The sequence below is a fragment of the Niastella sp. OAS944 genome (genome assembly GCA_024809215.1).
In the GTDB taxonomy this organism is placed as follows: domain Bacteria; phylum Bacteroidota; class Bacteroidia; order Chitinophagales; family Chitinophagaceae; genus Niastella.
In genome coordinates, this window is sequence record JANUBW010000016.1 from 6,111 (window position 1) to 24,849 (window position 18,739).

The 18,739-nt window shown below is 47.2% G+C and carries 1 protein-coding gene; it reads left to right on the top strand.

Features of this window, described 5'->3' with window-relative positions:
* Positions 1-1,219 precede the first annotated feature (1,219 nt).
* Positions 1,220-18,613: an HYR domain-containing protein gene (locus GGD38_RS36745; protein ID WP_375303967.1), complete on the top strand. Its 17,394-nt coding sequence runs from the start codon at positions 1,220-1,222 to the stop codon at positions 18,611-18,613.
* Positions 18,614-18,739 lie beyond the last annotated feature (126 nt).

Genomic DNA, 18,739 nt, shown 5'->3' on the forward strand with positions numbered 1-18,739 from the left:
AAGCAGATCGACGACTATACAGTCAACATATTATGAAGAGTATATCTATTCTATAAGCGATCTCTTTAGAATTGAACAATAGCATTGGTAAACAAAAACAGGAAGTTTTGTTACGGACAGAATAAAGCATTTACAATGTTCACCTGGATGAATATTGTATGCATTGCATTTTAATTAGGATGAATTGGACTCAGGGGTCTTGAAGTAATTGATGTACGGAGGATTTTCAAAAAAACAGCACGGGTAGTTGTGAATCAGAAGAACAAGTTAAAAAGGAGAGCGGATAATTATGAGGAATGTTGGAATGCGCTTATACAGCGCAAATTTTGAAATAAGATATGAAGGATTAACACTCGACTGACTGAAGATTGAAACAAAATAGGAGAAAGGCGATGGAATTATAACTGGTAATTGTTGTGTGAAGTTAATGGAAAGATTTTTAATTTACAAAGAATTAGTTTCAGGTGCATGCAAAACAAACAATGAAAGCACCGGCATTTTTAACCCGCCATTTCAACGATTACTCTTTATAAATAAATGATTTGGGATAATACTTTTGTGAAAGATTTTTTATGAATATTTTGTTTAACACTTATTCAATACATGATCTTAGTCAAGAGTTTTACAACTTTCAATGCAACACTTAAAACAATCCAAAAAACAAACAAACAGCCCGAAATACAGCACAGATCAGCGTTTCATTGAACACACAAACGTGCTTATGAAAATATTGAATTCAGACAAGATGTATGTAAGCAATAATATTTTTTTTGATTTGAAATAAAAATTCTGTTAATTTAGTATCACCTATTAATCCCAGAGCGTGTGTTGTAATTGTGGTTTCTCAATAACTAAGTCTTAAACAACACAATTTATTCTCCGAATAACCAACACTACATTCCTTCGAATAACCACTCGATAATCCTTGCTTTAAGTATACCTATTAAATGTTAACCTGGGATGTGAAACCCAGAACCCGCTTCGCAATCTACTGACTGAATTTGTACTGGTAATTAATCGTACTAACGGAAACAAATGTCTGCTGGAATAAGTCATCCCTGTTGGGATGATCATACATTGATTTGCAGTAAAGAGCTGTCTCTTTACGGGCAGCGGGCTTTTGTCTCCACATAGATCTTTTTTCACTTGTGAGTCCCGATCAACTATAACCAGGTTATTCAAGAATGTTAACCCTAACACTCATTTTAAACAACTGTATATGAAAATTTTTACCCTGATCCGTGAATCTGCAATTTCCCTCGCCTGCAAGCCGGACCAATTTTCATTTGTATATAAGAGAAGCAATATTCCTTCGGTTGTTAAAAACAAAGTGTTCATCTTCTTAGCTCTTTGGGGCCTGATTGTAATTCCCAGGTACTCGAACGCCCAGATAACACAGCCAATAGGCTGGACTAATCTATATAATGTAGCTACCGGCACAGCCAGCGGCAGTACGTTTGCAATAGCCAGTGGTTCTAACCGGATACTGGTTGTGGGCATTACCCTCAATTTCAACAATGCCTCAGGAACGGCAAATGATCCAACAACCATCACCTATGGTGGAGTTACCCTAACAAAAGCAGTAGGCGATGCAGCAGGATCATCTGGCCGTATGCACACCTGGCTTTATTTTCTAAAAGACAATGCCATCATGAATGGGTCGCCACAGGCGCTTAACGTTACCATGGGTACTGTTTCGCAAACAATTACCAACATGACCGTATGGTACACCGTGTTTGCAGGTGTAGACCAAAGCCCGGCTTCATACACAACAGGCAATGGATTCAATAATAACGAAACCAGCGGACCAGCGCAACTAAGTACAAACATGGCAGTAAATGCCAGCGAGCAGGCGGTATACATCTCGAATATCTTCAATAGCAATAGTACAACATCTCCTACTTACACCGTAAACGCAAACTGGACATCCGGTGGAACAACTGTTGGCACAGCCACTGGCGAGGCATGGAAAAATGAAACGGCAAAACGTACTATACCGGTCTCCAACACAACCGATAATGCGGCAACGTCAACAATAACTCCAACTACCAGTATTCGATATTCCATTTCTGCCATAAGCCTGCCAAGGTCATTTGTGACGTATACTTCCATTGCAAACGGGGCATGGAGCGACCCCGCCACGTGGAACCTGGGCAGCGTACCAGTAGCGGGAAGCAACGTTGTTATTGCAAGCGGCACAAGTGTTAACCTCACGGGCAATACCAATACCATAAACTCCCTTACAGTAAACGGAACGCTGGATGTAAGCACTTTCACACTGAGCGGCACCAGCATTAATACGGTTTCCGCAACGGGCACCTTACTTGTTGGTGGTTCCAACTTCCCTTCGGGCTTTGCTTCCACATCACTAGCTTCGGGCAGTACTGTTAATTATAATAATAATGGCGCGCAAACAATTTCTAACCAAACTTATGGCAATCTCATTCTTTCCGGCGGCGGTATCAAAACCCTGCAAACCGGAACAACATCCATCACTGGTACTTTAACCCTTAGCGGAAATACTACTACCACAACCACCGTAGCTAATTTAACTGTTGGCAATTTGAATATAGGTGATGGAACAACCTTTAACGCTGCCGGTTTTAACCTCACCGTTTCCGGCACAACAACCGTAGGCGGCGGAACAAGCGGCAATTTTATCATTAACGCAACCGCCGGAACAAAGATATTTACAGGATTGGTAACCGTGAATGCCGGTGGCACCTGGAACAACAGCGGCAACTCAAACGTCACGTTCAGAGGCGGTATAACCAATAATGGAACATTCACTGCCGGTACGGGCGTACATACTTTCGATAACAATTCCCAACAGCTTAACGGCACATTCTCCATTCCAAGCATTACAGTAACTGGTGTTACTTTAACCAACAATAGTACATTAACGGTTGCTACGGCTCTTTCAGGATCGGGCGGTCTTACACAGGCAGCCAATGCAACGTTGAATATCGGCGGCACATCGGGCATCACTACTTTAACAGCCGCAAATAGCGGCAACACGGTAAACTATACCGGTGGTGTGCAAATTGTGCATTCCAATAGTTACGTCAACCTTACCCTTACCGGCAGTGGAGCCAAAACCTTAAATACCGGAACCACCTCCGTCACTGGTAATTTTACGCTTACGGGAACGGCAACCACCACAACCGTGGCCAACCTTACAATAGGTGGTAGCCTTTCCATTGGCGATGGCACCACTTTCACTGCGGCTGGTTTTAATTTAACAGTAACCGGTACAACAACTGTGGGCGCCGGCGTAAGTGGCGGCCTTACGATCTCTTCTTCTGCAGGTACAAAAACTTTCATCGGACCGGTAACCATCAACACCGGCGGTACCTGGAACAACAGCGGCAATTCGGCCGTTACCTTCAGAGGCGGTATAACCAATAATGGAACATTCACGGCCGGCACGGGTGTACATACATTCGACACAAATGCCCAGGCGCTTTCGGGTAATGCATTTACCATCCCCAGTGTTACAATCACAACTATAACGCTTACTAATAATAACTCACTCACCGTTAATACGGCCCTTTCAGGAACAGGCACCCTGCTACAGGCAGCAGGCGCAACACTCAATATAGGCGCCGCATCAACGCTTTCAAATATGAATGCCACAGCCAGTGGGAATACTGTAAACTATACAGCTGCTACAGGTGGGCAAACCCTTATTGGAGGAACTTATTTTAATGTCAGCCTAAATAATACTTCGGGTACTAATACTGCAAATGGAAATGTTTCTGTAACCGGCGCCATGGTTACAAACGGTGGCGCAGGCGGAACGCTTAATATGAGCACCTTCACGCTTGCCGGTACAAGCATCACAAATAATGGAACTATTAACACACAAAATACAAGCGCAACCCCCATTCCATCGGGTCAAAGCTGGGGCGGCACAATCAATTACAATGCAACAACGGGTAACCAAACAGTAGTCATAGGCACCTACACCAATTTAACCTCAGGAAATACCAGCGGTATAAACTCGGCCGCTGGTAATTTGGTTATCGATGGCATTTTAACAACTACGGCGTCGGGAACACTAAGCCTTGGCACCAATACTATAAGCGGCACTTTAACAACAATAAACAATAATGGCACCATTAGCACGGCAAACACCACGGCAACACCATTACCAACCGGGTTAACATGGGGTGGTACCATTAATTATAATGCATTAACAGGTGGGCAAACCATTGTTACCGGCACCTATAATAATTTAACTCTTGGCAATACCAGCGGCACAAGTACACCTGCAAGCGACCTGGTTGTTAATGGCATATTGACAACAACAGCAGGCGGCACGCTCGACATGACAACGTTTGCCCTTACAGGCACCTTGTCTTCCGTTGTGAACAATGGTACTTTTAGTACGGCAAATACCTCAGCTACGCCAATGCCTTCGGGTAAAACCTGGGCCGGCACCTTTATATACGCCGGTGCTGCCTCACAAACGGTGGTAACAGGCATCTATAGCAACCTTAATATTTCCAATACAACAGGTGTTGCATTGGGCGGTGCAGTTACGGTAAATACTTCACTTAGCGTAAGCAGCAGCCTCACCCTTGGCACCAATAATCTAACACTTGGGTTTACAAGCGCCGTTACAGGAGCTTCTTCATCGGTGTATATAGTAACTAACAGCACGGGGCAGTTAAGGCGAACTGTTGTTGGTTCCCCAATAAGCTTCCCGGTGGGTAACAGTGCATACAACCCCATTATACTTTCCAACTCAGGCACCTCTGATGTGTATGGAATAAATGTAATTGACGGTGCGGTAACTACTGCCATTGATCAAAGCCTAACCGTTGACAGAAGATGGCAGATAACCGAAGCGGTGGCGGGTGGAAGCAATTTAGCTGTAACAGCGCAATATAATAGTGGAGAAACATCTGCCGACTTCAGTACCGGAAATCCAATTATTGGCTTGTATAACGGTACCGCATGGGTTAAAAATTCCGCTACTTACAGTGGCGGATCAAGTCCGTTTACGTTCACCTCATTGGGTAACTTTACGCCGGCCAGCCTTACAACCGGAACACAATACCTGGCCCTGGGTAAAGATTTTGCATTTGTAGCAAGCCCTGGCCAGTTTGCAGTAACCTCCATTGTACCTAACCCGGCTATCTCCGGCTCTGGTTTTCAGGTTACCATTGAAGCACAGAATGCATCAAATCAAGCCTCGAATGTGACCACACAAACCTTCTTTAATCTGAGCACAAATGGCAATGCCGGCGCTCTTAGCGGAACAACTTCCGGCTCAATACCTGCCGGACAAAGCTCGGTAACAGTGAGTGGTGTTATTCTTTCATCATTAGGCACAGGGGCTACCATTACAGCAACGCTCGATAATACCAATGGCGGCGACGCATTAACGCCGGGCACCAGTGCGCCTTTTAATGTAGTAGCTTCTGCCACTTCAGACATTATTACGGCCGGCAACGAAACGCCCAATATTGATTATAATTCGAAAACAGGCGCGGTAATAAACACCACCAGTGACGCCATCAGGGTTTGGTCGTTCAGTGTACGGGATGGCGGCAGTACACCAGATGCCGATAATCTTGCAACCATACTGAGTTCCGTAACAATATCAAAAGGAGCCGGTAATACTGTGGCCAGCTGGGCTAATTCTATACAGGAAGCTGCGTTGTTCGATGAATCAACCAAGGTAGCGGAGATCACTGTATCGGGCGAAAGCCTTGTTTTCACCAGCCTTAATGGAGGAGCAGGCGTAACGGCAGATGATAATTCATCCAAAACGCTTGACCTTTACCTTACATTTAAAACAGCCAATACCGACGGCCAGCGGCTTCAATTTGCGATCACCAGTGCCGGCGCATCGGCCACAGCAGCAGGTTCTTTATTCAATTCATTTGCAACTACCAACTCTTCGGTGACCGGTACTAATAACAGAATACAGGTTATTGCATCTAAACTGATATTTGGCGCACAGGCGTTGACCGATGTAGCAGTAGGTGTTGCCATGACACCGGCATTTACCATTAGAGGAGTGGATGTAAATAACAACCTTGACATAGATTACACTTCAACCATTACACTGGCGGTTACCGGCTCAACATTTAACGGCGCAGCGCCAAGCGCAGCTGCTATTGCAGGTATTGCTACGTTCAGCCCGGTTTTTGCAACAACCGGCACCGGTGTAACAATAACCGGCTCCGATGGCGTTATTACCGCCACACCGCCAAGTAATACCTTCAACGTTACCAATATAGTTCCTGCAACAACAGACCTGTTCAGATCAAAAACTACCGGTGATTGGGACCAGGTGAGCACCTGGCAGGAATCGCATGATGGCACCAGCTGGTTCGATGCAGCGGTAACGCCAACCAGTGCCAACAGCAGTTCTATTCTTATACAGAACACGCATGTAGTAACTGTAGTAACTTCAGTTACCATCGATCAAACCACGGTAAACACAGGTGGCGCTATTACAGTAAACAGCGGCCAACGACTCGATGTGGCAGATGGTACAGGTACCGACCTCACCATAAATGGAAATGTTACCGTTAATGGCTTTTTACGCCTGGCAAACAATGCCACCATGACAAGTACGGCCGCTTCATTAACATTTAACAGTGGCGGTACTTATGAGCATAATTATACAACCGCAGCAGGTACCATACCTACGGCTACCTGGAGCACAGGATCAACCTGCTCAATTATAGGTTATACCACCAATACAACAGTTCCCGGCGGATTGGGTCAATCCTTCTGGAATTTTACCTGGAACTGTACCAGCCAGGGTGCCGGCACCCTGAACCTGAATAGCCAGCTCACAACTATTCAGGGTGACTTCAGTTTATTAAGCACCGGAACAACAGGCATTGTTGCCTTAATGAACAACACCACATTCACCATTACGATTGGTGGCAATTTAATAGTTGGCAGCGGTACAAACCAGGCCTCGCTTGACTGGTTCACCACCACTACCGGTAACGGAACCCCAACCATGAACCTGGCCGGCAACATATCTATCGGATCAGCAGGCTCCATCGTTCGTTCAGGCTCAAATAATACACCTATTCTTAATTTTAATAAAGCAAGCGGCATACAAACATATTCATCAGCCAATGCTGCAGGTATTAGTGGCGGCCGGTTTGCAGCAACGGTGGGAACCGGCACAAGCACCAATACCCTTCAATTGCTGAGCGATATGGCCATGAACGGCAATGGTGCTGCGTCATTACAAGTAGCAGCCAATGCAACCCTTGATTGCGGAACACGTATAGTTACCAGCGTGGGTGGTACATTTAACCTGAATGCAGGCGGCTCTATTATTACAGCACACGCCCAGGGTTTATCAACAACGGCCAGTACAGGATCGATTCAGGTAACGGGCACAAAAACATTTAATGCCGCAGCTAATTATACATATAATGCTACCGGAGCACAAGTTACCGGCAATGCCCTTACAACTGCAAATAATTTAACCATCAACAATCCGGCAGGCGTAACCCTTACGGCTAATACAACTGTAAATGGAACGCTTACCTTAACAAACGGTTTGCTTACACTAGGTACAAATAGTCTTACCATAGGTGCAGCCGGTTCTATTTCGGGTGGTTCTTCAACAGCCTACGTAAATACAAATAATAGCGGCTTTTTGAGAAGAACAGTGGCAGCCAGCCCTGTTGCCTTCCCTGTAGGCACAACGGCTTATAACCCCATTACACTTACCAACACGGGTACATCAGATGTTTATAGTATTATCGAAACAGATGGCACCGTGCCAAACGCTTTGGATGCAACATTTACCGTGAACAGAAGATGGCGGGTTACCGAAGCCGTTTCGGGCGGAAGCAACCTGTCCGTAGTGGGCCAATACAACAGTGGGGAAGCAGCTGCCAATTTCAACAGTGGTATCATTCCGAAGATAGGTTTCTATAACGGTACAGTATGGACAGAAAATGCCGCCACACAGGCCGGCGCTGGTCCATTTACATTTACTTCCAATGCCAACTTCACGCCAACAAACCTTACAACAGGCACCCAGTATTTTGCATTGGGTAAAGACCAGGCGTTTACGCCAATACCCCAAGGTACACTTACAGCCAATTCTATTTGTGAAGTGGGAACAGGACAGTTAACATTTACCGCAACTGCCGGCACCTCGCCATTTACCGTGGTATATAACGATGGTACAGGTAACGTAACGCAAAACAATGTTATAAGCGGCACACCGTTCAACGTAACACCTAATCCTACAGTAACTACAAGCTATACACTTGTTTCTGTAACAGATAATGATGGCGACGTACGCAGCAGCGGATTTACCGGCGGTACTGCAACCATTACAGTAAACCCGGCCATAGCTAATAATACCATTGCAGCCGATCAAACAATTTGTAGTGGTACAACACCGGCGGCCATGACCGGTTCAGCGCCAACCGGCGGTAACGGCACGTATATCTTCCAGTGGCAATCGAGCACAACCAGTGCCACAACCGGTTTTGCCAATGCGGCCGGCACCAGTACCGGGCAGAATTATACGCCACCGGGTAATATAACACAAACTACCTGGTACCGAAGGGTAGTAACATCCAATGGCTGTACTGATAATGGTACTGCCATACAGGTAACTATTACCCCGGCGCCAACTATCACCCCTGGCCCAACACTTACCGCAACACAATCCTGTGCACCGGTTGCCATTACTTTAACCGGCGCCAGCTTTACCGCCCCGGCAACCAGCGCAGCCTGGTCAATTGTATCGGGCGGCGGAACGTTAAGCACCACCGCACTTACAGCGTCACCGGCAACGGTCACCTATACACCGGCATCGAATTTCTCCGGCGCCGTTACCCTGGCATTAACCACCGATGCGTGCCCCACATTGAGTGCAAACAGGACCATTAATGTAAGCCTGCCTACTATTGTAAACTATGACTTTAATACCGGTAACAGTTTTGCTACACTGGTCTCCAATGCAGTTCCCAATATTACAGCAACAGCAAGTGGCTCCAGTTTTGCCACCAGCACTACCAGTACAGTAACAGGCGGCAATGCATTTACGGTGAACAGTACAGCAGGCAACAGCCTTAGTCAGGCAGCAGTAGCCAACAATAACTGGACGTTTACATTAACCGGTAACGATGTAAGGTTTTACAAAACATTCAGGGTATACTTCCTGGGGCAAAGAAATTCAGGCACAACCGGGCAAAACATAAACATATTATATAGTGTAGATGGCGGCGCATTTGTTTCACTTGGCAACCTGGGTTTAAATAATCTTGGCACCTGGGTTGAAAGTTTATTAAGCCTGCCTGTGGCAGCAGATAACCCAACTACGTCTATAGCAATACGGTTGAATATTAACGCCGGCAATGGCACCACACTGATCGACAACTTCCAGATGCAGGCGATCTATACACAGCCGGCAGATAAAACACCTGTGGTAGCCGCTTCACTGGTATGTGAGGGAACAGGCACCAATATTCAGATCCCGGCCTCTCAGGTAGGTGTAAATTACCAGTTGCGGAATAATACAGGTAACGTTAATATAGGCAGTGCTGTAGCCGGAACCGGCTCAACTATTAACCTGCCTACAGGTAATTTAACCACAGCCACTACATTTAATGTACTGGCCTCAAATTCATGCAGTGTGCAAATGGCCAATACCGTAACGGTAAATGTTACCCCATTGGCTACATTGAGCAGCAGTCTTACTACACCAGACATTTGCACCAATACTGCATTCAGCTACACACCAACCAGTACCACCTCAGGTGCTACATTCAACTGGAGCAGAGCGGCCGTTGCAGGCATCAGCAACAGCCCGGCAACCGGCACCGGAGATCCGAATGAAACGCTTATTAATACAACGGCAACGCCAAAGAGCGTAACCTATGCGTATACGGTAACAGCAAATGGCTGTACCAATCCTACTGCATTCAATGTAGTAGTTGTAGTAAATCCTTCTCCAACTTTATCAAGCACCTTAACACCGCAGGCCGTATGTGATGGTAACCCATTCCAGTACATACCAACCAGTGCAACACCGGGTGCAACCTTTAACTGGAGCAGGGCTGCCGTGGCTGGTATCAGTAACGCACCGGAAAGCGGTACCGACGATCCGAATGAGACCCTGTTTAACCTAACCCCAGACCCAATTAATGTTACATATGTATATAGTTTATCGGCAAACGGCTGCGTGAACCCCACTACTTATAACGTGGTGGTAACTATTGAACCATCGCCAACAGCAGTGGCTACAGACACCGTTGTATCGAATACAGCAGGCGTTTGCGGCGCTTCTATTACCCTTGGCAATAATGTAACAACCAACGGAACGCTTAGCTTCTCAATAGATGGCAACCCCATCACCATGCCTCATACGTTCCCCATTGGTACAACAAATGTGACCGTAACCGCAGAAAACAATTGCGGTACATCAACCACCTTCTTTGATGTAACTGTAAATGACACAGAAGCACCGGTTGTACCAACGCTTAGCGATGTCACAGGCGAATGTTCAGCAACGGCAACAGCGCCGGTTGCCACAGATAATTGCGAAGGTCCCATCACGGGCACCACTACCGATCCGTTGACCTATTCAACACAAGGCACCTTTGTGATCCATTGGAGCTTTGACGATGGCAATGGCAACGTATCCACTGCTACACAAAACGTAATAGTGCAGGATGTTACGGCGCCGGCCATTCCAACATTAAATGATGTAACAGGGGAGTGCTCAGCAACAGCAACGGCACCAGTTGCTACAGATAATTGCGTAGGCCCCATAACCGGTACCACTACTGATCCGTTAACTTACACAACACAAGGCTCCTTTGTGATCCATTGGAGTTTTGACGATGGTCGTGGCAATATATCAACAGCTACACAAAATGTGGTGGTTGAAGATGTAACACCACCGGCTATTCCAACATTAAACGATGTAACAGGCGAGTGTACCGCTACTGCAACAGCACCTACAACTACCGATAATTGCTCAGGCACTATTACCGGTACCACTACCGATGCGTTGACCTATTCAACCCAGGGCACCCACGTGATCCATTGGAGCTTCGACGATGGCAATGGTAATATTTCAACTGCTAATCAAAATGTAGTTATAGAAGATGTAACACCACCGGCCGTACCAGTACTCACTAATTTAACAGATGAGTGTTCAGTTACAGCCACAGCACCAACAACAACTGATAATTGTTCTGGTACCATTACCGGCACCACTACCGATCCGTTGACTTACACAACACAAGGCACACATACCATCCATTGGAGCTTTGACGATGGCAATGGTAATATTTCAACTGCTAATCAAAATGTAGTTATCGAAGATGTAACACCTCCGGCAGTGCCTACATTAGCAAACGTAACCGGCGAGTGTTCAGCCACCGCTACAGCGCCAACAACAACTGATAATTGTGCCGGCACCATTACCGGTACCACTACCGATCCGTTGACATACACAACGCAAGGCACCCATGTTATCCATTGGAGCTTTGACGATGGTAATGGCAATACTTCAACCGCTAATCAAAATGTAGTTATCGAAGACGTAACACCACCGGCAGTACCTACATTAGCCAATGTAACCGGCGAATGTTCGGCCACCGCTACAGCACCAACAACTACCGATAATTGTTCAGGCACAATAACCGGCACCACAACCGATCCATTAACTTACACAACACAAGGCACCCATGTTATTCATTGGAGCTTTGACGATGGCAATGGCAACATCTCTAATGCTAACCAAAACGTGGTCATCAACGACGTAACACCACCGGCTGTGCCTACATTAGCCAATGTAACCGGCGAATGTTCGGCCACCGCCACATCGCCAACAACCACTGATAATTGTACTGGCACCATTACCGGTACCACTACCGATCCGTTGACTTACACAACGCAAGGCACACACGTTATCCATTGGAGCTTTGACGATGGTAATGGCAATATTTCAACAGCCAATCAAAATGTGATAGTTGACGATATTACGCCACCTGCAGTGCCCGTATTGAGCAATATAACAGGGGAGTGCTCAGCCACCGCCACAGCGCCCACCACTACCGATAATTGCGCAGGCACCATTACCGGCACCACCACCGATCCGTTGACCTACACATCAGGCACACATATTATCCATTGGAGCTTTAACGATGGTAACGGCAATATTTCAACTGCTGATCAAAATGTAATTATCAATGATGTAACGCCACCGGCAACACCTGTACTCAATAACATTACCGCAGAATGTTCAGTGACCGTTACAGCACCAACAACTACCGATAATTGCGCAGGCACCATTACCGGCACCACCACCGATCCGTTGACCTATTCAACACAAGGCACGCATACGATCCATTGGAGCTTTGACGACGGCAGCGGCAATATTGCTACTGCCAACCAAAGCGTTATCATTACTGATAATACACCACCGGCAATACCTGTACTGGCGAATGTAACCGGCGAATGTTCAGCCACCGCTACAGCCCCCACTACAACTGATAATTGTGCCGGCACCGTTACCGGTACAACCACCGATCCGTTAACTTATACAACGCAGGGCACCCATGTTATTCATTGGAGCTTTGACGACGGCAGTGGCAATATTTCAACAGCCAATCAAAACGTGGTTATCAGTGATGTAACACCACCGGCCGCGCCAGTATTAGCCAATGTAACCGGCGAATGTTCAGCCACCGCTACAGCGCCAACAACTACAGACAATTGCTCAGGAACCATTACCGGCACCACTACCGATCCGTTGACTTATACTTCAGGCACACACGTGATCCACTGGAGCTTTGACGACGGCCATGGTAATACATCCACCGCAAACCAGAATGTTATTATACAGGATGTAACAGGCCCAACAGTAAATACAGCGGCCAATTCATTAAATGCCACCCTGGAATGCGACAACACTTCCGGAGTTGATGCGGCCTTGTTATTAGCACCATCTGCAACAGACAACTGCGGCGGTACACCAGTTATTCACCTGTTAACAGATGTTACCACCCAGGATCCGCTTTGTCCTAATGGTTATACCCGCGTTCGCACCTGGAACTTTACCGACGCAAACAATAACCCAAGCGCCAATTTTGTGCAAACGATCATCGTAAGGGACCAAACCCCACCATTTGTTGTACAAATGCCTGCTGATGTAATAGTGGATGCAGATGTTAATTGCCAGGCAACAGGCGTGAACCTCGGCATTCTTTCGGCGCAGGATAATTGCAGTCCAACTGTAACTATTACCAACGATCACCCAAGTATTTACCCAATAGGTAACACCATTGTTACCTGGACAATAAAAGACGACTGCAATAACACCATCACACGTCAGCAAACTGTTCGGGTACAGGACCATACAAACCCAGTGATTGCCAACTGTCCTGCAGATATTACCGTGTTCACCGGCCCAGGCGCACTCACCTGTGTTAAAGCCGTGAGCTGGACGGCGCCATCTGCATCGGACAATTGCAGTGTTATTAATTCCTTCACGTCAAATTATAATCCGGGCGCCGTATTCCCTGTTGGAACTACACTGGTAACTTATGTTGCTACAGATGCCAGCACCAACAGCAGCACCTGTTCTTTCAACGTAACAGTGGTTGACAATACGCCACCAGTTATTAATAATTGCCCGGCCAATATTGTAACCTGTAATCCTAATGTTACCTGGACAGCCCCTACGGCTACCGATAATTGCAGTGTTACCACCTTTAACAGCGACGCACCTGCCAGCTTCTTACCAGGTGTAACAACGGTTACCTATACGGCAAAAGACGCTGCCGGCAATACAACCACCTGCAGCTTTACAGTTACGCTTAACCCAACACCTAATGCGGTGGCAGCCAGCAACAGCCCAATATGTTCAGGAAATACCCTGAACCTGAGCGCAGCCGGCGGCACTACCTATGCATGGACAGGCCCCAACAGTTTCAGCTCGAGCCAGCAGAACCCATCGATCAATTTGGCTACTACAGCAGCAACAGGCACCTATACAGTTGTTGTATCGAACAACTTCGGTTGTACGGCAACAGCAACAACCAATGTAGTGGTAAGCGCCGGCGCTACAGCCACCGCAGGCAGCAATAGCCCGGTTTGTACAGGCGGCACGTTGAATCTTTCTGCATCGGGCGGTGTTTCTTATTCATGGACAGGACCGAACGGATTTGTTTCCTTACAACAAAATCCAACGATCGTGAACGTTACCAATAACGCCAGCGGTATATATACAGTTACTGTTACCAATGCGGCTGGTTGTACGGCACAGGCCTTTACAAGCGTATCAGTGGGTGTAGCCAATGCATTTGCAGCCAATAATGGCCCGCTTTGCGAAGGCACTACGCTTAGTCTGAGCGCGGCCGGCGGCACTTCATATGCATGGACAGGACCGAACAGTTTCAGTTCAACCCAACAAAACCCGGCAATCCCCAATACTACTACGGCAGCCAGCGGAAGCTATACGGTTACCGTAACCGGCAGCGGCGGTTGTACAGCAACAGCAACTACCAACGTAACAGTAAACGCCGTTCCAACACCTTTGGCAGCCAACAATGGCCCTGTTTGCCAGGGCGGCACATTGAGCCTGAGTGCAGCCGGTGGAACGTCTTATTCATGGACAGGTCCGAACGGATTCAGCTCATTACAACAAAACCCTGTTATTTTCAATATACCTTCAGCAGGAGCCGGGTTCTATACCGTAACGGTAACAAACGCGGCAGGTTGTTCTTCAACTGCCACCACCCAGGTAACAGTTAATACAGGGGCGCTGGCTTCAGCAGCAAGCAACAGCCCTGTTTGTACAGGAAGTACGCTCACATTGTTTGCAAGTGCGGGTGCATCTTACTCGTGGACAGGCCCGAACGGATTCTCTTCAATACAGCAGAACCCAACCCTGACAGGTGTTACAAACGCAGCCAGTGGTATTTATACTGTAACGGTTAACTATGCTTCGGGTTGTTCGTCTACAGCTTCAACAAGTGTAGCAGTGAACCAGCAGCCAATTGCTTCGGCATCTGCAAACGGTCCGGTGTGCGAAGGCGCAACACTTAATTTCAGCGCCAGTGGCGGCACAGCCTATAGCTGGACAGGGCCGAACAGTTTCAGCTCAACCCAGCAAAACCCATCGATATCAGGTGTTACTTCAGCAGCAACAGGTACCTATACAGTAACGGTATCCAATGCTGCCAACTGCACAGCACAAACAACTGTATTTGTTCAAGTAAATGCGGCGCCTGTGGCATCGGCTTCAAGCAATTCACCGGTATGTGCAGGCGCTACATTGAACCTGTTTGGCAGCGGTGGTACATCTTATAGCTGGACGGGCCCGAACGGCTTTAGTTCAACCCAGCAAAACCCGGCTATACTTAATGCAACGGCAGCAGCAGGCGGCACCTATACATTGTCAGTGACCAACGCGGCAGGTTGTACATCAACAACAACAACTAATGTAACGGTGAATACAGGAGTGATAGCCTCCGCATCGAGCAACACCCCTGTTTGTACAGGCACTACACTCAACCTGTTTGCCGGTGGTGGTGTTTCGTATAGCTGGAACGGACCAAACGGATTTAATTCAACCCAGCAAAACCCAACCGTTGCCAATGTAACGGCAGCAGCAGCTGGCACCTATACAGTAATTGTAACAGCATCCGGTGGCTGTACAGCAAGCACCACCACTTCAGTAGCTGTTAATACAGGCTCAGTAGGCGGTTCAGTAAGCGGAAGCACTTCAGTTTGCTCAGGCAGCAACAGTGGTACGCTTAATTTAACAGGCCATACAGGTAATGTAATGAGGTGGGAAATGTCAACCGATGGCGGCGGCAGCTGGTCAACCATCAGCAATACCACTACATCGCTTACTTATAGTAACCTAACACAAACTACCCAGTACCAGGCTGTGGTACAAAACGCAACCTGTACATCGGCCACCTCGGCTATAGCAACAATAACAGTTAACAATGGCGCAGTAGGCGGTACGGTTAGTGGAAGTATGGCTGTTTGTAACGGCAGCAACAGTGGTTCGGTTAACCTATCAGGTCAATCGGGCACTATTACCAAATGGCAATTCAGTACCGATGGCGGCGGCAGCTGGACAGACATAGCCAATACCACCGCATCGCAGGCTTATAACAATTTGACCCAAACCACCATGTACCATGCCGTGATAACCGGTTGTACAACCGTTAATTCAGGCAATGCAACCATAACAGTAACCAACGGTTCAGTGGGTGGATCAGTAAGCGGAACCACTTCAGTTTGTTCAGGCAGTAACAGTGGCACTATGAATTTGAGCGGCCATACAGGAAATGTGGTCCGTTGGGAAATGTCAACCGATGGCGGCGGAAGCTGGTCAACCATCAGCAACACCACTACATCGCAATCGTATAGCAACCTAACCCAAACTACCCAATACAGGGCGGTTGTGCAGAGCGGCACCTGCACCCCGGCTAATTCAGCAGCGGCAACCATTACTATTAGCGCAACAGCTACAGGCGGCAATGTAAGTGGAAGTACAACGGTATGTACTGGTACTAATAGCGGCACGGTAACACTGAGTGGCCAGGCAGGCACCATCACCAAATGGCAGTTTAGTACAGATGGCGGCGGCAGCTGGACAGATATAGTGAATACGACCACTTCACAATCGTACAACAACCTTACACAGTCCACCCAATACCGGGCAGTGATCACAGGATGTACTACGGTAAATTCAGGCGCAGCAACCATCACCGTTACACCGGCATCGGCAGGCGGCACAGTTAGTGGAAGCAGCACAGTATGTTCGGGCAGTAACAGCGGTACCATGGTATTATCGGGCCATACAGGCAATGTGATCCGTTGGGAATTTTCAACTGATGGCGGCGGCACCTGGTCAACGATCAATAATACCACCACTTCGCAAACCTATACCAACCTTACCGCAACAAGGCAATACCGGGCGGTAGTATTGAGCGGGGTATGCGCATCGGCCAATTCAGCGGCAGCCATTATTACCGTGGGCGGCAGTGCAGTTGGTGGAACCGTGAGCGGAAGTGCAACTGTTTGTTCGGGCAGCAATAATGGTACACTCACCCTCTCGGGTCATTCAGGTACAGTTAGCATGTGGCAATTCAGTACCAATGGTGGCGGTAGTTGGACAAACATCGCAAATACTACCACTTCGCAAACTTACACGAACCTTACCCAAACCACCCAATACCGGGCAGTGATAAGCGGTTGTGCAACTACGGTGAATTCAGGTATCGCTACCGTAACCGTCGGTGCTTCGCTTGCAGTGACCATTGCAGCATCCGATGCGGCTAACGAGTTCTGCAACAACCTTACGCTCACAGCAAATGCTTCGGTACCGGTGCAAAGCTACCTGTGGTCGAACAGCGCTACAACACAGTCAATAAAGCTGGGCGGTGCAAATGCTGCAGGTAATTACACCGTAACGGTAACAGCGGTTGGCGGTTGTACAGGTACGGCTACCTACAATTACAACCCGCAGGCGGTTACAAGTAACTATACCATACTTGGCCTGCAGACCGTTAACCTTTTCGCTAACAATACCGTTCAAAACGGAAGTGTAGGCGCAAATGCGAGCAATGGCACAATTACAATAGGCAATACCACTTCAGTAGCAGCATCGGGCGCTTTTGTAAAAGCACAGACGTTGACTATAAGCGCAAGCGCCAATGTTCCGGTAAGGATCAACGCACCGGCAGGGGCATCTATTCCTATGATGCAATTCAATACCACCAACACCAACGCACTTGGTAACGTAAGCATCGCAAACAATACGAATGGAACAGTAAACGGCAATTTCCGGAACCTTACAATAGGTACTAATTGTAATGTTACACTTACAGGAACAATTTTCCGCCTGATTGCCGTAGGCGCAGGAAGTACCATCAGGTTTACACAGCCGGTAATAAATATAGGCGGCATTAACCTAACGCAAGGCACTGCTTCATCGCCAACTACTGTGGCCTTCTCGCAGGCAACCGTTGTAAAGTCAAATGCCGATATCAATGTGGCACCCCTGTGTACAATCAATCCTGATAATTATAAAGTAGTATTCTATATTGGTGTTAGTTCAGGTAACAGCTCACCAGACTTTAATGTAACAGCTGGTGGTAATGTTACGGTGAATGCCAGCATATATGTGCCCAATGGCGATATTAGTGTAGGCGGAAGTACCACCAATAACTCCTTCATGAACGGTAAGTTTATTGCCTCCCTGGTAAGATCAACCGGTCAAAGGGTTATCTGGAATTCGTTTGACTGTGGAACCGCTAACCTGATAACAAGAACATCTGTGCCCAATGTTTCGTCGGCGACCATAATACCCATTATAGAACCCGATGTGGCATATTTTACAGCAACAGTTACCCCGGTGCCAACGGAAAACTTCTTTACACTCAAAATAAAGAGCAATAGTGATGAAACAATTCAGGTAAAGATCTTCGACATAGTAGGCCGGCAAATAGAACAGCTTCATGGATCACCAGCTCAGTCGTACCGTTTCGGTAATGGTTATATGCAGGGCAGCTATATTGTTGAAATTCACCAGGGCAACAAAGTAAAAGTAATGCAGGTTGTAAAATTGTAACAGTTTAAAATAACGACGAAGAGGCATCCGTCCAAGAGTCAAGAGTCAAAAAAGCCTCACCGTCACTTCAGGCAAACCAGAGGCTCGTAAATTCCAGAATTTACGGGCCTCATTTAAAGACCTTTC

Bases quoted from the DNA above. Each gene is read 5' to 3' on its own strand.
- GGD38_RS36745 (WP_375303967.1), top strand. From the start codon at position 1,220: ATGAAAATTTTTACCCTGATCCGTGAATCTGCAATTTCCCTCGCCTGC.